Raw genomic sequence first — 23,045 nt, 5'->3', positions numbered from 1 at the left:
GAGTTGCATTGCCCTCGTTGGGCCGATTGTATCGGCGATACCGATTCTGGGACCAATTGCATGACCAAGCTATTTACGCCGATGAACTGCATAGATGATGCCAAGGCGTCATACCTAGCTAGCGAGGGTGTTCGTTTGCTACAAAACCATTCACATATCGACGTCATTCCCGACATTCACGCTGATCTGGATCGCCTAACTAAAACTCTCACTTACCTCGGCTATCGGGAATCAGCTTCATGCTGGGCACATCCTGAGGGCCGAATTGTCGCCTTTCTCGGGGACTTCATTGATGGAGGGGACCAAAACTCCGTGGTGATCTCTCTCGTGCGCGCAATGCAACGGCACGGTCACGCGATAGCGATCATGGGCAATCACGAACTCAACGCGCTACTCTATCATGAGCACGGCGAAAATTCGGAGCGCACTAGCGACGGGTTCATGCGGGCTCACACCCTAAAGAATACCGCACAGCACGAAACGTTTCTGAAAGAATTTCCAATAGGCGCACCTCAGACGCAAGAAGTGCTCGATTGGTTCATGACGCTACCACTGTTTATGGACCTGCCCGGGATCAGACTTGTCCACGCATACTGGGACGATCGTCACATCGACACTATTCGACGCCGAACCGGCGATGCGCGTTTGAAGCGAGATGATTTGCAGGAGTTGGCGTTCGAGACGGATGCCAGTCCATTCGCGGACGCGGTCCTATCCAGTCTAAAGGGGCCAGAGGCCGAGCTGCCGCACGGCCATTCTTTCACGGACATAAAAGGACATACCCGCACCGCGGTCCGGCTGAAATGGTGGCAGGCAGGCGATCGCACGTGGCGAAGCTCTGCGCTGTCCGTGCCTCGTTCAGACGACCTTCCGGATACGCCTGTGATCGAAAGTGGCGGGATCAACTTTTATGGCGCGCAGGAAAAACCTGTGTTCTTCGGGCACTACAAAATGCTCAGTCAGCCTGAACTTGCTGCACACAATGCCCTCTGCCTCGACTACATAGAAAGGCCCTGCGCGTATCGGTGGAATGGAGAGCAGTTGTTAAGTACGGACAATCTTATCCTGGTGCCAAAATAACAAGGACAAAGACGCATCCAACAGACGGTTATCGGGCTACAATGCGGAAATAATTTCCGTGTGCAATTCTTTGCCAAACACAGTAATCCGCATCGTAGGAGTTGCATCACCCTCGCGGAGGCGATTGAATGGCGATGCCGATTCTGGGACAGATTGCATGACCAAGCCATTTTACGCCGAGCCAATTCTTAATTCGCCATACGAAGTTCCCAAGCGCCATCATGCGCTGTCCGAAAGTGGCGAGCCGCTCAATCAACCGCCCATCGAAGGCCGGCGCCGGTCGAAATACGTGGCCCCCGTTCCGAAGAGCCGCAAGATCAAAGCAGATGCAAAAAAGCAGGCTACGCTTGATCTCGACCAGACCAAGGACGGCAGCAGCCACTACAACCCTACGCCGATCATCAACGAAATTCGCGGCCACATCGCGTCATGGCGCTCAATTCCCAATCCCAACGACTGGGGCGTCACGCCCGTTACCCAGCGATTGCTCCAATATTGGCGAAGCGACAACTTCTCCGGCCCCCGCCCCTTCTATTGCCAGGTGGAGGCCGTTGAAACTGCGATCTGGCTTGCCGAGGTGGCGCGCAAGAACAAGCAGTACGCTCACATCTTCCGCCATCTCGAAGAAGCAAACCGAGATGCCAACCCAGAAATCTTTCGTCTTGCGCTGAAATTGGCCACCGGCGCCGGCAAGACAACCGTCATGGCCATGCTCATTGCCTGGCAAGCAATCAATGCCGCTCGGCAGCCGAACTCCAGTTTGTTCTCGAGAGGTTTCCTCATCGTTGCGCCCGGCATCACCATCAAGGACCGACTGCGCGTACTGAAACCTTCTGACGGCAATAGCTACTATCGCTCTCGGGAACTTGTCCCACAGGACATGATGCCCGACCTGAACAAGGCGAAGATCGAAATCGTCAACTATCACGTCTTTCAGCGGCGCAAGGCTCACGAGCTGAACGCAGTAGGTCTCCGCCTGATGAAGGGCTGGAAAGGAGAAGCAATCGAGGAACTCGAGACCGAGGGACAGATGCTTCAGCGGGCCTGCGGCGATCTCCTGCAGATGAAGAACGTCGTCGTCATCAACGACGAGGCGCACCATTGCTATCGCGAACGTCCGGGAAGCCACGAAGAAGATGAACTGAAGGGCGAGGAAAAGGACGAAGCCAAGGAAAACAATGAAGCTGCACGGCTTTGGATTTCCGGCATCGAGGCTTTGAAGCGGAAAGTCGGCGTTCGCGCGGTCTATGATCTCTCGGCGACACCGTTCTTCTTGCGTGGATCGGGATACGAGGAAGGTACACTCTTCCCCTGGGTGGTTTCCGACTTTTCGCTCGTCGATGCTATCGAGTGCGGCATCGTCAAGCTGCCCCGCGTGCCGGTGTCGGACAATGCCGTCAATGCCGTCACCCCCGTGTTCCGCAATCTTTGGGATCACATCGGAAAGAAGATGCCGAAGAAGGGGGCGGGCAAATCCGGCGATCTTGATCCGTTGAGCATACCTGCCGAACTGCAGACCGCGCTCTACTCGCTCTACTCCCACTACGAGAAGGAGTTCGAGGCCTGGCAAAAGGTCGGCATCGGCGTCCCGCCGGTGTTCATCGTCGTCTGCAACAACACTGCCAGTTCGAAGCTCATATTCGAATGGATTTCCGGCTGGGAACGGGAAGTTGAAGGTGAGCGCCAGACAAAGCATTACGGGCATCTGGAACTCTTCCGGAACTACGATGACCGCAACGGCAATCGGCTGCCGCGCATGAACACACTGCTGATCGATTCCCAGCAGCTCGAATCCGGCGAGGCGCTGGATTCCAAATTCCGCGATATGGCCGAGGCGGAAATCGAACAGTTCCGCAGGGAGATCAAGGAGCGCGAGGGTGCCGCGGCGGCGGACAAGCTATCGGATTCCGAACTACTGCGCGAAGTGATGAACACCGTCGGGCAGAAGGGCAAGCTCGGGGAGCAGGTGCGTTGCGTCGTCTCCGTCTCGATGCTGACCGAGGGCTGGGATGCCAACACGGTCACCCACATCCTTGGCGTTCGCGCATTCGGAACGCAGCTCCTCTGCGAGCAGGTGATTGGTCGAGGCCTGCGCCGCCAGTCCTATGAGCTGAACGACAGGGGGCTGTTCAACACGGAATACGCCGACATCCTCGGCATTCCCTTCGACTTCGCCACCGAACCCCAGGAGGTCACACGAACACCACCGAAGCCGACCACACGTGTCCATGCGCTGAAAGAGCGCAACGACCTTTCCATCCGCTTTCCGTGCGTTGCCGGTTATCGCGCCGAGCTCCCCTCCGAGAGCTTTTCCGCCAATTTCTCGGCGGACTCAGTCCTCGACCTGACGCCAGAATTGGTCGGCCCCTGTACGGTCCGTCTCGAAGGGCTGGTCGGCGAAGGCCATGACATTTCTCCGGATGCGCTCGATGACATGCGGCCGAACACCGTCGCGACGCATCTCACCAAGAAGCTCATCGAGATGTATTTCCGTGAGCCGGATCAGGACGTTCCCTATTACCTCTATAATCAGCTCCAGCCCATTACCCGGCGCTGGATTGCCACTTGCCTGAAGCTCACTGGCGGCACCAGGGCGGGCATGCTGACCTATGCCGAGCTGGCGGAGAAAGCATCCGAGCTCATCTACCAAGCCATCGTCCGCAGCGCCGGCGAAGATGGGGAGAGTGTCGCGAAGGCGATGCTCGATCCCTACAATCCGCATGGCTACACCGACCAAGTATCCTTCATCACGACCAAGCAGACGCTTTGGGAGACCCGCCTCAGTCACGTAAATTATGTCGTTTGCGACAGCGATTGGGAGGCGGAGTTTGCCCGAGTCGTGGAAGCGCATCCGGCCACGATCTCCTACGTCAAGAATCAGGCGCTCGGTTTCGAAGTGCCCTATCGCTCCGGCAGCGTGCCGCGCCGCTACCTGCCGGACTTCATCATACAGGTTGATGATGGCCGAGGGCCGGATGATCCGCTGAACCTGATCGTGGAGGTCAAAGGCTTCCGCGGTCTCGACGAGCAAATCAAGGCCGAGACCATGACGAACCTCTGGGTCCCCGGCGTCAACAATCTCAAAGCCTATGGTCGTTGGGCGTTTGCTGAATTCCGAAACGCTTTTGCGATGGAGGAAGACTACGGGAAATTGATCGACAACTTCCTCAATGAGCGATCGGCAACTATGCGCGAAGTTTCTTGAAGCACGAAACGCAAAAATACTAGGGACTAGGGTCGGAAGAGCGCAGGGGAATTATGGCTTACACATCGGCGAAAGTTAAAGACATTGTAAAACGGTCTGTTGGTCATGAGTGGAGCATTCCTGAGTTCCAGCGCGGATTTGTCTGGAAGCCTACCCAAGTAAGGGACTTGGCTGAGTCTCTGTGGCTCAACTATCCAGTCGGAACGTTGCTCATTTGGGACAGCGGCGCGGGAGTAGAAACCCAGGGGGCCGTGGACTCGCAGGGCCCAAAGCAGTGGGTGGTCGACGGGCAGCAGCGTACCACGGCATTGTGTATCCTGAGTGGCCGCAAGCCATACTGGTGGCATTCAGGAAAGCCGTGGGACGATCTGGTTCGCAAGTATGACATCAGGTTTGACGTCCATGCAAAGACGCCACCGTTCTTCGTTGTTGCCAATGCAGCAACCCGAAAAGTCACGACCAAGCGCTACATACCCATCCGAGATATTCTGAACCTCGATGTCGAGAACGAGGCCGATCAAAAGAAACTTCTGGACCTCGCCAAGCAAGTAAAACTGGACGGATTGTGTGATGGCATGGACGTCACCGAGGTCTATACAAGGCTGGATCGGCTGCGAAAAACTCGTGACAAGGAAGTCGTTCTGATCACGGTAGACAACGAACTCGAAGACGTTGTCGAAATATTTGCTCGCCTCAACAGCCGCGGTACCCGAGTCACCGAGGCCGACATCTATCTCGGTGTTGTAGCAGCGCGAACGCCCGGCTGGGTTCGTCAACATTACCTTCCCTATATCGAAAGCCTAGCCGAGTCCGGCTTTGACGTGACTCCCAACCTGGTGTTCCGCACCCTCACCGGCATTGGGCGGAAACGCATCCGATACAAGGATATCGACACGGACTTCTGGAACGAGGCGCACATACTGCCTACGTGGGACCGAACGAAGAAGGCGTGGGCGTTGACAGTCAAGCATCTGCGCGAACGTGGCATCTCGGGCAATGCTCTCCTTCCTTCGGATAACGCTTTGGTCCCGCTGACTGCGTTGCTGGATCGCTATCCCGAAGCCCCTTTCAATCAGGTCTTCTACTGGTTCCTGCAAGCGTCGCGTTTCGGACGTTACTCGACGTCATCTACGAGCTCGATGGAAGAAGACCTGAAGGAGATCGCGGACTCGTCGAACGTCAAGGATGCACTCGAGCGCCTGCTGGCGAGAATTCGCTACCTACCGATGCTGACGTCGGAGGATTTCATGCGCGACTACTCCGACAGCCGATTTGGTCGCCTCCTGCTTTATCTGCTGATCCACAAGTCAGGAGCCGTCGATTGGGACAAACCGTACATGAGAATCGGTTTCGATTCGGACGAGCTTGTGGCTGGTTTTACGCCGCAGTTTCATCACATTTTTCCTCGCGGGTTTGTCGGCAACAGCCATCCTGAATCCCTGGTCAACGCCTTGGCAAACATTGCGTTGATAGGCCCCAAGACGAACATCCGAATTTCCAAGAATAATCCGATGAACTACGTCGCGAAATACAGCATCGACGATGAAAAGCTCGCGCAGCAATACATCGAGCCCTCGCTTGCGACAACCGATATAGGTGAGCTGCCAGCGTGGATAGTTTCCCGGGCTGAGCGCCTGGCAAAGGCAGGAAATGAACTGCTGTCTGCGCTACGTGGCGATCTCGAAATTCCCGAACCTATTGCATCCGAGGCAACGACCGAGCACGCATACGTCGGGGATTAAACCCCGTCGAACTTGGCCTTCGCGCCGATTGAAAGACACATGATAGGAAGCCGCTGATGGCCAAGACCCCGCGCGAAAAAGACGTCTCCACCCTCACACACGACAAGGCGGTGAGGCTGAACAATCCGACGGCCGAGATGGCGTCGCTCTATGAGCAGCAGGTGGAGATACTGGGCGAGAGTTCCCGTGAGATGCGCATTCCGCGCGACCGGCCGCTGGCTGAGGGCGAAGTGCGGGATCGGGACATGGACCGCGATCCGCAGATCATCTGGAACGGCGCGAAGATCAGGATCACTGAGGCGCAGATGAAGAAGCTCGACGAGACCGGCGAGATCGAGATCGGCGACGCCCAGCTCGTCTGGCGCGGCAAGGACCGGCAGGACTGGTCCGATCTCGTGGTCAACGCGCCGCCGCTCTACATCCAGGAAAAGGTGCATCCCAAGGCGATCATCGACGATCTCAAGCGCCGGACGAACAGGGCGCGCGAGGAGAAGTCGGACGCGCCCGATCTGTTCGCCGATTTCAATGGCATTGCCGATCCGGAGGCGCGGGCGGAATTCTACCAGCACACCAAGCATTGGCAGAACCGCATGATCCTCGGCGACTCGCTGCAGGTGATGGCGAGCCTCGCCGAGCGCGAGGAGATGCGCGGCAAAGTGCAGTGCATCTATTTCGACCCGCCCTATGGCATCAAGTTCAATTCGAACTGGCAGGTCTCGACCATGAGCCGGGACGTGAAGGACGGCAAGAAGGAGGACGTTTCCCGTGAGCCGGAACAGGTGAAGGCCTTCCGCGACACCTGGAAGGACGGCATCCACTCCTATCTAACCTATCTGCGCGACCGGCTGATGGTGGCGCGGGAATTGCTGACAGAAAGCGGTTCGATCTTCGTGCAGATAAGTGATGAGAATGTTCACCGGGTAAGAGCGCTGCTGGACGAGGTTTTCGGTGACAAGAATTTCATCTCGGAGATATCAGTTCAAAAAACGGCAGGACAGGGTGCTGCTCATCTAGGAAGAACAAATGATTACATCATCTGGTATGCAAAGGACGTAAAGCTCTCAAAATACCGTCAGCTTTACACAAAGAAGCAGCCGGGAGAGGAAGGCGCGGCCGAATACAAACGGGTTGAGACGGCGTCTGGAGCATTCCGGCCCGCGATTGCGTCTGAGATCGAGGACTACCGCACACTTCCCGATGGCGACCGGCTGTTCGCCACCTACAGCCTTTTTTCAGCCGGGGAATCACCAAACGCCCCCAAGTTCTTCTCATACGTTTCTGAGGCGGGGCCACTGACTATTCCATGTGCTCCACGATATCATTTCAAGTTCACACAAAGCGGTTTGAACCGTATTGCTCGTGCCCGTCGGTTGCTCCCCCAGGTCGGCCAAAGAATTCTCAAACGCTACCTGTTGGATTTCGCATACTCGCCAGTCGTAAACTTGTGGACCGACACCCGCGGCGAGGTAGACATGTCTTATGTTGTGCAAACCTCAGAAAAGGTCGTGCAACGCTGCATACTAATGAGCACGGACCCGGGCGATCTTGTGCTAGACCCCACGTGTGGTTCGGGAACGACAGCAGCAGTCGCTGAGCAATGGGGACGGCGCTGGATCACAATCGATACCTCCCGGGTGGCACTAGCACTCGCCCGCACAAGGCTGATGTGCGCCCAGTATCCGTACTATTTTCTTTCAGACACTCCTGAGGGGCACGCAAAAGAACGGGAAGTTTCGGGTAAGATTCTCCCCGACGCCAGGGCGACTGGCGACATTCGTCAGGGTTTCGTCTATGAGCGGGCTCCGCGCATTACTCTCAAATCCATCGCTGACAACTCACAAATCGACGTGATCTGGGATAAGTGGCAGGACGTACTCGAGCCGCTGCGTCGCCAGCTCAACGAGGCGCTGTCCACCACCTTCGAGGAATGGGAAATTCCCCGCGATCTCGACGCTTGGCTCGACAGCAAGGACGGGGGGGCCAAGGTGCATCTCGTGACCGACGCGGTGCGCAAACTCCATGCCGGCTGGTGGGAGGGGCGCATTGCCCGCCAGAAGGAAATCGACGCCTCGATCGCCCGCGCCGCCGATGTCGAACCGCTCTATGACCGTCCCTATGAGGACAAGACCAAGGTGCGCGTTGCCGGGCCTTTCACCGTCGAGAGCCTGTCACCGCATCGTGTCGTCGCCGCCCGCGAGGATACACTGGGCGCGGAGCTTGGCGCAGCCGGCGCAATCACCTCGCGCGCATCCACCCCCGCCAACATGCCGGAGGCCGATTTCGGGGAGATGGTGCTGGCGCATCTGAGAAGTGCCGGCGTCCATCAGCAGGAGAAGCGTGATACGATCCACTTCAACTCCATCGAGCCCTGGCCGGGTAACTATATCGCCGCCGAGGGCCGCTATGCCGATGGCGGCTCTATCGAGAAACGCGCGGCGATCCTGATCGGCCCGGAATTCGGCACGCTGACCCGCAGCCAGATTACCGCCGCCGCCCGCGAGGCTTCCGACGCCCGCTTCGACGTGCTGATCGCCTGCGCCTTCAATTTCGACGCCCAGGCGACCGACCTCAACCGCCTCGGCCCACTCGCCATCCTGAAGGCACGCATGAACCCCGACCTGCACATGGCCGAGGACCTGAAGAACACCGGCAAGGGCAACCTCTTCGTCGTCTTCGGCGAGCCGGATGTCGAAATCCTCGATGCGCCCGGTGGTGAGATCAAGGTGAAGGTCCACGGCGTCGATGTCTTCGACCCCTCGACCGGCGAAATCCGCTCTGATGACATTAAGGGCATCGCCGCCTGGTTCATCGACACCGAATACGACGAGGAGAGCTTCTTCGTCCGCCACGCCTACTTCCTCGGCGCGAACGATCCCTACAAGTCGCTGAAGACGGCGCTGAGGACAGAGATCGACCCGGAAGCCTGGGAGTCGCTCTACGCCGATACCTCGCGGCCGTTCGCGCGGCCGAGCACGGGGCGGATCGCGGTGAAAGTGATCAACCACTTCGGGGACGAGGTGTTGAAGGTGTTTGGGGTGTGAGGAACAGTGAAGCGAAATGACGCTTAGCTCCGGGGGGATGCAATGCTGGATGTCTATCAGAAACAGTTCTGTGAGTCTTGGGCAGAGGACATAAGGCTGCTCGCCCCAGCCGGAAGCGGGAAGACTCATTCATTGCTGTGGCGATGCAAATCGATTTACGATCGCAAGAAGGGCAGCGCCCGCTTTCTGATCGTGACATTCACGCGTGCGGCCAGGGACGAGTTGCGCAAGCGTCTCGGCGAAAATTCGGAGTTTGCCGGAATTCGCTCCTCTGTTGAAGTCGCCACCCTCAATGCCTGGGGATATCGCCGGGTCCGTCAAAACCATCATAGCGCAAAACTCCACACGTCCGAAGCCGATCGCTCCTTCTGCGTACAGAACGCATTGCAGCCGGTTTGGCAGAACAATAAGCTGATCAAAGGTATGATTGATCATCAGAAGTTCGCCGCTGGCAAGGTCGTGATGAATCTCATGGACCTGCTGAAGTCGCTGGGTTTCAACCATAGAGAAAAAGCCGAAATTCAATGGCAGCACGTCGATCGGCTGAAGGACCAAGGGCTGTTCATAATTCTCGAAACGGCGCTTCGCGATCTGAAGAGCCTGGGGGTGGACATCGATGGGAATGAAGAGAAGACCCTCAAGGAGTTGCTCAAATTCTGGTCCAAGGCCTGCGACCACCTGTTCAGCCAATCACTTTTCACGCTGGAGGACCAGAAGTATGTTGCCTGGCTCGATCTTCTAAAGCAGATCGAGGCGGGCAAAAAACCTCTGGGCGGAGCAAGATATACAAATATTCTCGTTGATGAATTTCAGGACGTAAACCCGCTAGACCTGAATATGATCAAAGCGATTACAGCCATTAATGACGCCAGCCTCGTTATTGTGGGAGATGACGATCAGGCAATATTCGAATGGAGAGGCGCTACATTCAAATATATTGTCAACCCGGAGAAATACCTCTCAAAGAAGTTTGAGACCTTCATTCTGGAGAAAAACTATCGTTGCCCCGCAAACATCGTCGATCACTCACAAAGGCTGATAAAAATAAACAAGAATCGCGTTCCAAAGAACGTACAGGCTGTTCAGACAGCCACGGCTACCATTGAAGTCCGTCCCAAACCCACGTTCCATGAAGCGATTGACGAGGTCGTGAGCACGATCGAAGAGTTTCGCAAAGACCTTTCGTCGGGCAAAAAGCCACCACAAGGGCGTCTTGCCCTAATTTCCAGAAAACGGGCACAGTTAATTCCGTATCAGATACTCTTAGCTTCTCAGAATATTCCCTTTTGTGCAGCTGAGGACCTTCAAGTGTTCCTAAGCAAGGCCTTTGATAGTCTTATCGACGTACTCAGCATTTGCGCCGACGCGCGCGGTCGCCCGCGACCCAGAAAAATTGTTGAGGATGTGCTGACGCTTTGTGACGTCGTAAAACGTTATCCGCTCAGCAAGAACGATAAGGGCCAGCTTGAGGCACATCTGAATAGATCGGCTCCGAGGACATATGACGAAGCACTAGATTTACTTGGCTCCTATGCAGGCGAACTCAAAAAGCAAAAAGACGGTCGTGCAATGGCGCAGTCCTTTGCGTCCGCCATTCGCCCTATACTACGAGGCGAAACCGTTTCCGAAATCTTGGATGCCGTAAGTCAACTCAGCGGCATGGAGAAGGATTACGGAAAGAGCAACGAGGACATTTTCTTTGCCGATCCACCATTCTTTTACCTGAGCCGTTTTGCCTCCCGATACGGAGACGATTTGGAGCGATTCATCGAGGACCTGGAAGAGGCCAAGCGGCAGACTGCCCAGGTGCCGATCGACGATGACGAAGCGCAACAGAATGCTCGATCTGTCGGTGACATGTGGTCCCGACCAATTCACCTCATGACGGCGCTGCGGGCAAAAGGAAAGGAATTCGACACGGTTATCATGCTGGATGTCAACGACGGCATTTGGCCGTCGGTGCATGCCGAGACGGAAAACCAGAAGGAACAGGAAAGACGGCTGTTCTACGTGGCGATGACACGAGCTAAGTCCAAGCTGGTAATGACGCTCAGTGGCCGCATAGACGACAAGGTCATGGCGAGGTCGCCGTTTATCGCTGAAGCGGGGATTGTGTAATGCCCACGATTCTCGCCGACAGCTTTACGACCTCGCTCACTAAGCTCACCAATGACGAACAGAAGCAGGTGAAGCTGACGGCGTTCGATCTGCAGACCGATCCGAACCGGCCAGGCCTGCAGTTCCACAGGATCGATGCGTCCAAGGACCCGAACTTCTGGTCGGTGCGGGTCAATCGCGATCTCCGGATTATCATCCACAAGACCGGCGACAGCGTCATGCTCGCCTACGTCGACCACCACGACGACGCCTACAAGTGGGCAGAACGACGGAGAATCGAGACCCATCCGCGCACAGGTGCACTTCAGATCGTCGAAGTGCGTGAACGGGTTGAAGAGATCGTGATCCAGCCGGCGCCGGCGCGACAGCCAGAGTTGCCGTTCCTCGTTCAGTCAACGCCATCGGCTTCTGCTTTGCCGCTGTTTTCAAAACTGTCAACCGACGACGCATTGTCGATCGGGGTCCCCGAGGACTGGATCAAAGATGTCCTCGGTGCAAGCGAAGACAAATTCTTCACGCTTGCCAATCATCTACCCCAGGAAGCAGCCGAGGCTTTGCTGGAATATGCGGCAACGGGTGTCCTGAGTAAGCCGACTCCGCCGGCTACCTCCGATCCTTATAGCCATCCCGACGCTCAACGGCGGTTTCGTATTCTGGAAGGGCATGAGGAGCTGGCGGCGGCGCTCGACCAGCCATTCGAGAAATGGGCAGTCTTCCTTCATCCATCGCAGAAGGCGTTGGTGGATCGAGACTTCTCCGGACCGGTGCGCGTGGTCGGCTCGGCCGGCACCGGAAAGACGGTGGTCGCCTTGCACCGCGTCGCTCGCATTCTCCGCAACGAGCCTCAGGCGAAGGTGCTCTTGACGACCTTCTCGGAGCCGCTTGCCGCCGCGCTGAAGCGCAAGCTTGGCGTGCTCCTTGCCGACACCCCCTCTCTCGCCGACAGGGTGACCATATCGTCCTTCGAACAAGCGGCTGCTGACCTGTTCGCGCTCATGACGGGTCGAAAGGCCTATCTGATCGGTCGGGAGAAACTGAGGGCACTTATCACCGACGCGGCGAATGCGGGCAGCACAACGAAATACACGCCGCAGTTCCTGAATTCCGAATGGGAGCACGTCATCGACGCCTGGCAAATCGATAGCGCCGAAACTTATGCAACTGTGCCGCGGATGGGGCGTAAGAATCGACTTGGCGCGAAACAGCGCGATGAACTCTGGACAGTGTTTGCGGAGGTACGCAGGCAATTGCGTGCAAAGGCGCTGTTGACCGCTGCCGACCTGTTCACTGTGGTTACCGACCACTTCCGGGACCGCGCAGACAGGCCCTATACGCATGTAGTCGTCGATGAAGCCCAGGACCTCGGCGTCGCCGAACTGCGGTTCTTGAACGCCATAGTGCCCAACCGACCGGACTCGTTTTTCTTCGCCGGGGATATCGGCCAGCGCATCTTCCAGCAGCCGTTTTCCTGGAAGGGGCTGGGTATTGAAGTGCGTGGGCGGTCGTTCACGCTCAAGGTCAACTATCGCACCTCGCATCAGATTAGAAGGATGGCGGACAGGCTGCTTCCCGAAAGTGTCCGCGACGTCGACGGCGAGGAAGATCAACGCAAGGGAACTGTATCTGTCTTCGATGGCGTCGAGCCGGTTATCGTCGTTGCACCTACAATGGATGAGGAGGCTACGGCGGCGGCGCAATTCCTTCGCAACCTCCTGGAACAGGGAATACGAGCCAACGAGATCGGCATCTTCTGTCGATCAAACGATCAGATCGCTCGTGCATCGAAGGTGGCCGAACTGGCAGCCGTCGAGACAGTTTCATCGCTTGTCAGGCGGGGCACGGAAGAGGCAGTGCTCATCGGTACGATGCATCTCGCAAAAGGATTGGAATTCCGTGCAGTCCTGATCGTCGCATGCGATGAGGGGGTCCTGCCGCTGGCGACGCGGATCGATGAGGTCGCCGACGAGTTCGAGCTGGACGAGGTCGTGGCGACAGAGCGACAATTGCTCTACGTCGCCGCAACCCGCGCGCGGGACCATCTCTTCGTCTCGGCGGTCACGCCAGGTTCAGAGTTCCTGGAGGACCTGCTTCACGTTTGATCGGCCTCCTCCCGCGATTCTTATGCAAACGCCGTGATCAGGAGTAATGGGGGGAAGACGTTGGGAAATAGTGGAACGCCGTTTGCGGAATGATACTGCAAGCCTTCAGAGGAAGTGTGAGCTAACACCGCCGCACCCCCGCCATCAACATCATGGTTGAGAGACCATAGGTCGAGGCTTGAGATGCCATTTAGGCCGGAACGGAAAAAGGCCATCCGAGTACCGATCGGCCAGGTCTTCAAAGACATCCTCGCTTTCGCGGACATCGAAGCCCTGGCGTTCCAGCTCGCCAACGATGGCTTCGGACAGCTTGTCCAGAGCAAGTTGCGCATCTTTCCGTCTCTGAGCGGCGGTGATCATTTTCCAGAGCAGCACCCTCGCCAGATCGTCACGAGACGGCCGACGTCGGGCCTTGGCCGCATCCCTCACCCGCTGCTGCCGGGCGACCTGTTCTGCACTGCGTTGTTTCTTCGATTTCCGGGGCATTGCCTGTCTCCTTGTTGTGGAGCCTCAGCCTCGGTGCCGGCCACGCAAGGAACAAGCGGGGCTACCTGTGTTGACATTTCGGACTGGGAGGGCAGGTGCGTCTCCAATCGCCAGCGGGACGGCCTTCAGCCTGCAAATGCGGCTTGTCGGAATCGCCGATAGGGAGTTTGGCAACGAGAAAATTGGATCAGGAATCGCGGAAGGGTAAATTGAGATGATGTGTTACGAGTTGCCCGGAACGTAGACCAAGGCATGGTGCTTTGATCTGATGCGAATCGATTTGCAGAAGACTTGATCCGGCGTGAAGTGCATTGCCGCCACGTTGAGATGCCGCCTTCCGGAGGCGGACAGCATCACAACTCTCGACAACGTACCCTGAGGCCTGTCCAACCAGCTCTGCGGCTGGATTGTGGTGAGGCATCGAGGGTCACTCCGACACACCTCGTCATCGTCCTCTTGCAGCCTACGCCACCTCCGACGGCAGCCGATGGCAGGTCACCCGAACTCGTCCCAACGGTGCCTGTACCGGAGCGGGAATCGAACTTCCGTAGATCGGAATCGATTTCCGCGACTTCGGAATCGGCAATCGGGAACTCGGAATCGGGGTGGCGCCGGCAGGAATCGCGGTTTCAGAGCTCCCCGCCGGGTTTCGTCAGGTAGGTGGACCGGGGGACGCGATGAGCAGACGCGTGATCTCCTCGCCCGTCATGACCCCGACGTCCTTCAACCGCGTTGCGATGGCGACCAGCGCGTCCCGCCTGTTTTCCAGCAGACTGCGGGCCATCGCTTCGGCTTCCATAAGGCGACTGTTGACCCGGTCGGCCAGATGCCGGTCGAGACTGAGGTCATTGATGCTTCCCGCCGCAGACCGATAGAGCAACGGCTGATGATTGGAGAACCCGAGCCGGGTCTCGGCGGCGACCGCATGTTCGGTGGCCCTGGCGAGATCGCTATCATCGTATCCACCTGCCCCGGCCACCGTGTCACCAAAGATCAGCACCTCTGCCGTCCGCCCGGCCAGCATGCAGGCCACGCTGCGCATCAGCCAGTCCTGCGTCTGCGGGAGATGTTGACCTTGACGGCTGACCACCTGCCCCATTCCTCCCATCCCGATGCTTGCGGTAATGACCTCTGCGATCCCCATGTCACAGAAGGCGATGGCATGACCGGCTTCATGAATGGCGGTGCGCCACCGCACATCGTCCGAGAGTTTCAGCTGGCCGGCGAGCAGGGCATGCTCGAGATCGCCCCAAGTCAGGGACCGCTGCTGCCTTCTGGTCTTTCGTCTGATGTCACGAACAAGTCGCTCAATGTCGGCTCCGGTGCTGCCGGACGCCAGCAAGGCGAGCCGTCGAAGATCGGCATGCTGGTTTGATGTGACTGACTGATTTGCTTCACGCTGCGGGTTTCGGTAATTCGCGGACAGGGATTCCATTAAATCCCGGACAGCGATTTCACTAAATCCGGGACAGCATTTCCGCTAATTCCCGGACAGCGATTCCGGTAAATCCCGGACAGTCTTTCGGCATAAAGATCGACTTTCGCACGCGCCGTTTTGCCATTCTGGACCTCGATTTGAACGAGGGGCTGATGAATGGCGAGACGGAAGCAGGTGAGACTTACTGACGTGAAGGACATTCGATCGATATTGCGACTGACGCACGAACAGGGGCTTTCGGTTCGTGCGATATCGGAACGGCTGAAGATCAGCAAAACGACCATTTCGACCTACCTGCTGCGGGCGCGTGAGGCCGGGCTGACGGGCTGGCCGTTACCGCCTGGGCTGGACGATGATGGCATTCTGCAGCGCCGCCTGTTCCATCGTCGCGGCCGTCCGCCCCAGGACATGCACGAACCCGACTGGGGCAAGATCGCCAGTGAATTGAAGCGGAAGGGCGTGACACTGACGCTGTTGTGGCAGGAATATCGCGAACGGCACCCCAACGGTTACGGATACACGTGGTTCTGCGAGCGGTTTGCCGCTTTCGAGCAGCGCGCCAGCGCCACCTTCCGCAATCGCCACACTGCCGGCGCGGCGATGCAGACCGACTACGCCGGCCAAACCGTCCCGGTGATCGATCCGGCGACAGGCGAAATCCGGCTGGCGCAGATCTTCGTCGCGGTTCTGCCAGCCTCCTTGTACACCTTCGCCTATGCAAGCTTCACTCAACGGTTGCCGGACTGGATCGAGGGTCAGCAGCGGGCGCTGGGTTTCTTCGGTGGCGTGACGAAAGCCATCGTCTGCGACAACCTCAAGGCCGGCGTTGCCAAGCCCTTGTGGTTCGAGCCGACCATCAACGCCACTTTTGCGGCATTCGCCGAGCATTACGACACGACGATCCTGCCGACCCGTCCGAAACGGCCGAAGGACAAGGCCAAGGTCGAAGGCAGCGTTCTCATCGTCGAGCGCTGGATCCTGGCGCGGCTGAGAAACGACCGTTTCTTCAGCCTTGTCGATCTCAACGTGCGGATCAGCCAGCTTCTCGACGATCTCAATAGCCGGCCGATGCGCCGGGTTGGCAAATCCCGCCGGCAGCTCTTCGAGGAGATCGAGCAAGACGCGCTTGCGCCCTTGCCGGCAACGCCATTCGAATATTCCGAATGGAAGTCGGCAAAGGTTCATCCCGACTACCATGTCGAGGTCGACAAGGCCTTCTATTCCGTGCCGCACCGCCTGATCGGCCGCCAGGTCGATGTCCGGCTTACAAGCCGGATCGTCGAGATCCTCCATGATCACCAACGTGTCGCCAGCCACCGCCGGACGTCGCAGCGGGGCGGTCATGTCACCGTCAACGAGCATATGCCGAAGACACATCAGCATTATGCCAACACGACGCCTGCGAGCCTCATCAAGCAAGCTGCAAAGATTGGCCGCAACGCTGCAATCCTGATCGAGCGGCTGATGCGCGATAGACCTCATCCTCAGCAGGGATACCGCGCCGCTCAAGGCGTTCTATCGCTCGCGCGCCGGTACGGCCCCGAGCGTCTGGAAGCGGCGTGCGATCGGGCACTGACGATCAATGCGCTCAGCTATTCCTCCGTCAGCACCATCCTCAAATCCGGTCTCGATCAGGCCCCGCCTGGTGCTGAGCCAGTCAAGCCCACCCCGGTGCATGGCAACATCCGCGGCAGCTCCTATTACCAGTGAAGAAAGGAAGATACTCACATGCTCACACATCCAACCCTCGACCAGATGCATGCGCTCGGCCTATCCGGCATGGCGGCAGCATATCGCGACCTGGCCAATCAACCTGAGGGCAGCGATCTCAACCGCGATGAATGGCTCGGCCTGATGCTTGATCGGGAGATGGCCGTGCGCGGCGACAAGCGACTGACCAACCGGCTTGCAATCGCCAAACTGCGTTTCCCCGATGCTTGCATCGAGAACATCGACTTCGCCGCCCCTCGCGGCCTCGACCGCCGACAGCTCCTCTCGCTTGCCCAAGGCGAATGGCTCAAGGCCCATGAGCACTTGATCCTGACCGGACAAACGGGAACGGGCAAAACATGGCTCGCCTGCGCCATCGGACGGCAAGCGGCCCGCCTCGATTATTCCGTTCTCTATGTCCGCATGCCCCGTCTCTTCGAGGATTTGGCGCTAGCGCGCCTCGACGGGCGGTTTCCCCGATTGGTCGACAAGCTCGCGCGTGTTCAATTACTCATCCTTGATGACTGGGGAACCCACGCGCTCAGCGATCAGCAGCGGCTCGATCTCCTGGAAATCTTCGAAGAGCGCTACCGCCGGAAATCCACTCTGATCACCGCCCAGCTTCCCGTCGCGCAGTGGCACGAGATGATCGGCGAACCAACGATCGCTGACGCCATCCTCGATCGTATCGTCCATAACGCCCATCGAATTGCGCTCGAAGGAGACAGCATGAGGAAGCAAAAACCAAGACCGCTCTTGACCGAAGCGTAAAACGCCGAAATCAATAACCAATGACATCAACCAGGCGAACGAAAGTCGATCCCGCGAGACTGTCCGCGATTTAGTGAAACGACTGTCCGGGATTTACCGGAATCGATGTCCCGTTAATCCGAAATCCGCACTTCACGCATCGCGGGAAACTCCTGGATTGGATTCGTTGATGACATCCGCATCGCGTTCGATAAGCACTTGCCGTTGCCGTTCGGCCTTGATCGTTCTGGAGCTGCCCGACGGCGCAGACGCCAACACACCCGCCAGATCGTCACCGAGATGATGAGCGAGGATGCCGGCCAGCACCTCCGTATCCGGTAGGGGGATGGCGACATGCTTTTCCAATCGCCCCGACCGCAGCAGGGCCGGATCGATCTTTCCGGGGAGGTTCGTCGCCGCAACGACGATCACGCCGTCGGTCTTCGAAGCCCCATCGAGAAGCTCAAGCAGCCGGTTGATCAGCGAGCGCCAGTAGTCATCATGCTGCTCCCGTCGACCTGAAGACCGGCTGCCGATATTGTCGATCTCATCCACGAACAGGATCACGGGCGCATTTTCCCGCGCCAGCTCAAAGGCCCTGGACATGCGCTTCAGGACATCACCGAGATAGCCGGGTTCAAGCCAGGACGCCACGGATGTCACAAGCAGTGGAACCTGCAATGTATTGCAGAGCGCGCGGGCATAGGTCGTCTTGCCGGTGCCGGGCGGCCCGGACAGCATCAGCTTGGTGCTCATTTCATTCCAGGCCAACCCACCGTCGCGCCAGAGCTGCAGGTCTGTCTTGAGGTCGAGCGCCCAATCCCGAGCCTCGCCATAACCCGAGAGCGTCTCGACCCGAAGCTGACGCAGCCGGCTGTGTTCCGGATTGGCCGGATCAACGGATGCGCTGCCACTGCTCTCCTTCCCGGACGACTCCGCTGGCTTCTCCGGTTGAACGACATCGATGCCATCCATGGATTTTGGTGGGTCTTCACCGTCGTTGATCAGGAAGCGGCTCTTGACCTTTGGCCGCCCCGACCGATCACTGCCGCGCCCGGAGACGCGGCCGTCGTCGTCGTCATCGCCCGACTTGTCGGCGGATCGCGCCCGTTCGCCGAGGACTTCGAGGATCGACAGGATGTGTTCGAGACCGCGCCCGGGACGAATTGCCAACGCCAGCGCATCGATCGAAAGCCCTTCAAGATCAAGCGCCATCTTCTCCATCTGCCGCAGCGAGTGCTTCGGCGCGATGCCGCAACACGTCTGCAGGAGTTCCGCGATCAGTTCATGATCGAGACCACCGCTCTCAAGAACGAGATCGGCCGTCATCGACGCAAAGGGCGGAAGCGCGGTCTTTGTCTCATCGGCAAGAACCACGGGCGCTGACCGCTCGAGCAGGACATCGACAAGGAATCGGCTCAACGACCGCTCGACCGCCTTCGGCACATCTGTCCCGGCAAGTGTCTTGATCGTCTTGCGGGGCTTTCCGCGGCGGCGATCACCGTATCCGTCCGAGAGCGGGCTGCTGCGATGGACGTCTTCGAGCTTCGTCCAGTACGGCAGGATCAAGCCATCTTCGAGCATGAGACCGAAGCGGCGTTCGAAACGGCCAACCGGCGCTTTGATCAGCACAAAGGCTCCTGGATGCCTGATGACGGCCGACAATGCTGACAGGTCGGGAACGCTTGAACCAACGGCACGGGCAACCAGCAGGGCGACAGCGACGTGGGCGACAACAGGTGGAGCAATATGTTCCCGAAGCAGTGCCAGGAATTCGCGGCACGTCGATGGCGTCTTCTCCTGAGCCGCGCCCGAAGTCGACTTCAGTGGGCCGGCGGCCGCACGGGTTTCATGGTTGCTCTTGGTCTTCCCGACAGAGCGAGCCTTGTCACGCGGCGGCTCTCCGGGAAGGTCCTGCATCAGCACGTCGAGGGTTGTCGTCTTGTATGGCGCTTTCCCGAGAAGCCGCTCGAGTTCGGCACGCGCCTTGACCGGCTCAGCATCGAGTAGGCGCAAGGACTGTTCCGGGACACGCCAGACCGTGCCGGACGTCTCATCGCCTTCGACGATGAAGTCCGCCTCCAGCAAGCCAACGACAGCGGCGCGCTCGTAGAGATCGAGGATGGCCAGTCGGCGGATGCGGGCAAGGAGGTAACGCGTGATGCGATCGGTCAGGGTTTCCATCACGCGCCCTCCCTCGTTCCATGCGCCCCACAAGGTCCGGGCATCCCATCGATGGTGAGCATCTTGCGATTGCCCTCGAGCCAGTCGCGCAACATCAGCGTCGTCGGATCGCCGGCCGCACACAGCGCAAGAAGTTGCTCGCGGAAGATTTTCGGAATGCTGTCCATCGCGATGCCCTTGCGTCGGGCGAAGCCGATCACGACCTGCGCGACGATCGCCGGATCGGGCAAGGCATCAGGCGTTGCCGCGCACTTGGCCATGGCCTGAGGAATTGCTTGTGACCTGGAAGTCGAACTCTGGCTTGTGGTTTCTTGCAACTTCGCCAGTCGCTTCAGCCGGCTGGATGGCTTCGGCGTCGAAGGCACCTGAAGCGCAGGGTTGTTGGGGAAAGGGATCACGTTGGAAGGGTGTCGGCTCATGACAGACGTCTCCTGTCGCCGAACAGCATGGTTCGGCGCGAACGAATGGAACAGAAAGCGGAAAGGAAGGTCGGCGGGCCGGTCAGCCCGTGCCGGCCCGTGGGATGCGGGCGAAGCCGACACGGATTTGGCCACGACCGGCTGGCTGATGGACCTCGGTGATCGAGCCCGCGTCGCAAGTCTCGTGTCCGTTCGCATCTGCAATGTCCGCCGAGGCACCTCGGCGACCCGGCTCCTCAGGCCCGGCAATGGAATTTCGAGCCAGCTTCCAGTTCTCGTCGATCCGACCATGGAAGCGTTCGCGTAACATGCCGATCGCCTTCCCCGCCCCGCCGACCTCGACGAGATGATCGAGATCGCTCAGTGGCCAGACGCCGCCGGCGATGTCGGAGCGCTGGTTTTCCGCATTCAGGATGACGACGCGAACTTCTTCGGCCACCAGCCGATGATGATCGCGGTAGAGGAGATCGGGAACGACGAGCGCCGCCGCCAGCATGCGGCTCTTCAGCTCGTTGATGCGTGAGACTTCGTATGAGCCGAGGCTGCGCTTGACGTCGATGACGTGCGCAAGCTTCGTCTTCCGGTTCACGACGATCAGGTCTGGCGTATACGTTTTGCGTCCGCCGGTATCCGCATCGAGGGTCAGGGATCGAAAGTGCTTCGGATCGTTTTTCTCGACCAGTTCGAGCGCCGTCTTGGTGACCGGAAGCCGCAGATTTTGCGTCAGCACCACAAGGTGCGGGTTCAAGTCGGCAATGATCCCAATGCCACGCTCGAGCAGCCTCCCCTCCTGGATAGGAATGGCGCGCAGGATCGCGGCGGCGTCAGAGACACCGCCGGCAAGCGCCGTGGAAAGGGCGGCGGCGGAGAAGGGCTGCGACGAAAGCTCGTCGATGAGGACTTCGAAGCGGGGTTCGAGGGCGTCGAGATCGACGGCATGCGGATAGGCTGGCGTGCCCGGCGCACCGGAAAGAATGGTCTTCATGGTATTGCTCCTGCTGACGGTGGCGACCGGCTGGCCAACTTCAGGCGCACGGCGTCCGACGCGGAAATGATTTCCGCATGCGGTGGCCGGCTGGCTTCAAACGAAACCGTGTCCGAAGTCAGGGACGATCAGTTAAGCGAGATCAGACGAGCGCCAGCCCAGAGGCGTGGGCGATCGCACAGCAAGTCAACCGGCGCCGCGGCGAAGCGCGGTCGTCAACAGGATCAGGAGACGGAGAAGCTTCCCGTTCGGAAGCGAAGCAGATATGGGTCGACATAGCCCAAGGCCTTTCGAGAGAAGGTTGCGGGTCAGGCCCTCGTTCGATGTTGGCGCATCGGCGGGGGCCGCTAAGTGTCTGCAGATATTCAATTTCTGCTGACCCCGTCGACATAGCCCGGAGAATCGCGTCCGGCAAGCCGGTCAGAACGCATCCGGAACAAAGAGCCCCGGTATGGTTAACGGGACACGCGGCAGCCAGCGGACAAAAAAATAGCCCCGCACGGCGGCGGGGCTCCTGGACGTCATCTTCAAGCTGCCAGCTTCCTGTATTGGCGTTTCAGGGGCTTGGGATCGAAGACGATCTGGCTCCTGATCTCGTCCCGGCGCTCGGGTGCCACGATCTCCAGGGCATTTTCGACGGTTTCCTGTACCTTGGAGGGCATGTCTTCGAATGCGAGCAGCCCGTCGTCAGCCTCCTCGTCGAGCGGAGCGGCGGCATCCGCACGATCCTCCCCGTCAGCGTCGTCGTGCAAGGCTTCACCGTGGACGACGAAGCGCAGCAGGGGAATGACCTCGGCCTGAAGCCAGGGGACGAAGTCTTCCTTGCCCGGCCAGCCGTTGGCTCCACCCATGGCGGACAGAAGCTCCTGCACCTTGCGCCAGGTCGTGCCTTCCGTCAGCTTGGCCGGCCGCCAGTTGACGCTCGCAACCATCGCCGGCTGCAAGGGGGCCGCGATGCTGTTGATCAGATCATGCGCGTGCTTGCAGTCGTCCATGACCAATTCCTGCAACGGACCCTTGAACACTGCACGGTTTTGCGCCAGCGGTTCCATGGCCTTCTCGACCCGTTTCAGGATGCCGGTTGTCAGCTGGAGGAACTTCACCGAGTCCTCCTCGACTTTCAGCTCGGCTATCTTGCGCAGACCGGCCATTCCGCCAACGTCGAGGACCGCTTCATTCTTCGCCTTCTTCGTAGGCACCGCACCGACCATCGCCTTGACCTGGGCGACGGTGAGCTCCTCGCCGGCCTCGATTGCCGAGATGACCCGTTCGACGTTCGGCTGCTCGGCGTAGGCCAGCACGAACAGGACTGTCGGAGCGACCGCCGCGGCCTCGAGGCGCTCCTTGTAGTCCATCAGGTTGGTATGGACCGCGATGTAGTTGCGACCGGTCTTCGGCGTGAACTTGCACACCGCCTTTATCCACGCGCCGAGCGCTTTCTCCGGGAGGATGGACTTTGCGCGCACGAGGTAGCCGCCGACCTCGTAGGCCTGCGCTGTCGTCCGACGTCCGAGCGAGTGAAAGGCATCGCCCAGCCGCTTCAGCTCGTCCTTCTGGGCCCGGCTGAGGGTCTGCCCCGGCTTGGTCTCGGCGATCGCCTGCCTCTTCCTATGGGTGTATTTCGCCATTCGTTTCTTGTCTCCGTTTTCATCCGGTCTTCATCGATGACCGTGAGATAATGGTGACATGGATTTCGGAAAGGTGTTACAACCGCGATTGTCAACACTCTGTATTTTAACGTTTTTTCTCCATATACAAGAGATTTCCGCCAATCGCTGCGCTGGATTC

Annotated in this window: 15 protein-coding genes; 9 read left to right on the top strand and 6 right to left on the bottom strand. The window is 58.7% G+C overall.

What is annotated here, in order from left to right; all coding sequences use genetic code 11:
• Positions 1–60 precede the first annotated feature (60 nt).
• From JZY08_RS02595 to JZY08_RS02570, 6 genes are all read left to right on the top strand, one after another.
• Entirely contained in the window at positions 61–1,080 is a 1,020-nt protein-coding gene (locus JZY08_RS02595; RefSeq protein ID WP_080842231.1) for a metallophosphoesterase, read from the top strand.
• 157 nt (positions 1,081–1,237) lie between these two features.
• Positions 1,238–4,285: a BPTD_3080 family restriction endonuclease gene (locus JZY08_RS02590; protein WP_080842232.1), complete on the top strand. Its 3,048-nt coding sequence runs from the start codon at positions 1,238–1,240 to the stop codon at positions 4,283–4,285.
• A gap of 53 nt (positions 4,286–4,338) precedes the next feature.
• Complete coding sequence (locus JZY08_RS02585) at positions 4,339–6,027, top strand: DUF262 domain-containing protein (protein WP_080842233.1); 1,689 nt, start codon at positions 4,339–4,341, stop codon at positions 6,025–6,027.
• 56 nt (positions 6,028–6,083) lie between these two features.
• Positions 6,084–9,068 (top strand): site-specific DNA-methyltransferase, encoded by a 2,985-nt coding sequence (locus JZY08_RS02580; RefSeq protein ID WP_216330911.1) that lies wholly within the window; start codon positions 6,084–6,086, stop codon positions 9,066–9,068.
• Between the two features lie 42 nt (positions 9,069–9,110).
• Positions 9,111–11,186 carry a UvrD-helicase domain-containing protein gene (locus tag JZY08_RS02575; RefSeq protein ID WP_080842235.1) on the top strand — a complete coding sequence of 692 codons (2,076 nt, stop codon included), beginning with the start codon at positions 9,111–9,113 and terminating at the stop codon, positions 11,184–11,186.
• The gene (locus tag JZY08_RS02570; RefSeq protein WP_080842236.1) at positions 11,186–13,285 is read left to right on the top strand and encodes a 3'-5' exonuclease; all 2,100 of its coding nucleotides are present in this window, start codon (positions 11,186–11,188) and stop codon (positions 13,283–13,285) included. The genes JZY08_RS02575 and JZY08_RS02570 overlap by 1 nt, the downstream gene beginning before the upstream one ends.
• A gap of 150 nt (positions 13,286–13,435) precedes the next feature.
• Here the strand turns inward: JZY08_RS02570 and JZY08_RS02565 are convergent, their stop codons facing one another.
• The gene (locus tag JZY08_RS02565) at positions 13,436–13,771 is read right to left on the bottom strand and encodes a hypothetical protein (protein WP_080842238.1); all 336 of its coding nucleotides are present in this window, start codon (positions 13,769–13,771) and stop codon (positions 13,436–13,438) included.
• Between the two features lie 652 nt (positions 13,772–14,423).
• A complete protein-coding gene (locus JZY08_RS27520; RefSeq protein ID WP_233282616.1) occupies positions 14,424–14,930 on the bottom strand; it encodes a hypothetical protein in 507 nt (168 codons plus the stop codon).
• Here JZY08_RS27520 and JZY08_RS27515 point away from each other — a divergent pair.
• The 3 genes from JZY08_RS27515 to istB all read left to right on the top strand — a co-directional run bounded on the left by JZY08_RS27515 (position 14,847) and on the right by istB (position 17,690).
• The gene (locus JZY08_RS27515; protein WP_233282617.1) at positions 14,847–15,146 is read left to right on the top strand and encodes a hypothetical protein; all 300 of its coding nucleotides are present in this window, start codon (positions 14,847–14,849) and stop codon (positions 15,144–15,146) included. The genes JZY08_RS27520 and JZY08_RS27515 overlap by 84 nt on opposite strands.
• Positions 15,147–15,365: 219 nt before the next feature.
• The gene (gene istA / locus JZY08_RS02555) at positions 15,366–16,919 is read left to right on the top strand and encodes an IS21 family transposase (protein ID WP_111794918.1); all 1,554 of its coding nucleotides are present in this window, start codon (positions 15,366–15,368) and stop codon (positions 16,917–16,919) included.
• A gap of 18 nt (positions 16,920–16,937) precedes the next feature.
• Positions 16,938–17,690, top strand: coding sequence for an IS21-like element helper ATPase IstB (gene istB, locus JZY08_RS02550; RefSeq protein WP_027677343.1), 753 nt, complete (start codon positions 16,938–16,940; stop codon positions 17,688–17,690).
• A 132-nt stretch (positions 17,691–17,822) separates the two neighbouring features.
• Here istB and JZY08_RS02545 read toward each other — a convergent pair whose 3' ends face one another.
• The 4 genes from JZY08_RS02545 to JZY08_RS02530 all read right to left on the bottom strand — a co-directional run bounded on the left by JZY08_RS02545 (position 17,823) and on the right by JZY08_RS02530 (position 22,885).
• On the bottom strand, positions 17,823–19,853 hold the full coding sequence (locus JZY08_RS02545) for an ATP-binding protein (protein WP_216330909.1): 2,031 nt from the start codon (positions 19,851–19,853) through the stop codon (positions 17,823–17,825).
• Positions 19,853–20,272 (bottom strand): hypothetical protein, encoded by a 420-nt coding sequence (locus tag JZY08_RS02540; protein WP_080842242.1) that lies wholly within the window; start codon positions 20,270–20,272, stop codon positions 19,853–19,855. Before JZY08_RS02540 ends, JZY08_RS02545 begins: the two co-directional genes overlap by 1 nt.
• An 82-nt stretch (positions 20,273–20,354) precedes the next feature.
• Positions 20,355–21,257, bottom strand: coding sequence for a hypothetical protein (locus JZY08_RS02535; RefSeq protein WP_080842243.1), 903 nt, complete (start codon positions 21,255–21,257; stop codon positions 20,355–20,357).
• A 527-nt stretch (positions 21,258–21,784) separates the two neighbouring features.
• Entirely contained in the window at positions 21,785–22,885 is a 1,101-nt protein-coding gene (locus JZY08_RS02530) for a hypothetical protein (protein ID WP_080842246.1), read from the bottom strand.
• Between the last annotated feature and the right edge of the window lie 160 nt (positions 22,886–23,045).

Origin of the sequence: Rhizobium sp. X9 (genome assembly GCF_018873185.1) — a bacterium.
Classification (GTDB): domain Bacteria; phylum Pseudomonadota; class Alphaproteobacteria; order Rhizobiales; family Rhizobiaceae; genus Agrobacterium; species Agrobacterium oryzihabitans.
This window is presented reverse-complemented; position numbering and strand designations above follow the sequence as displayed.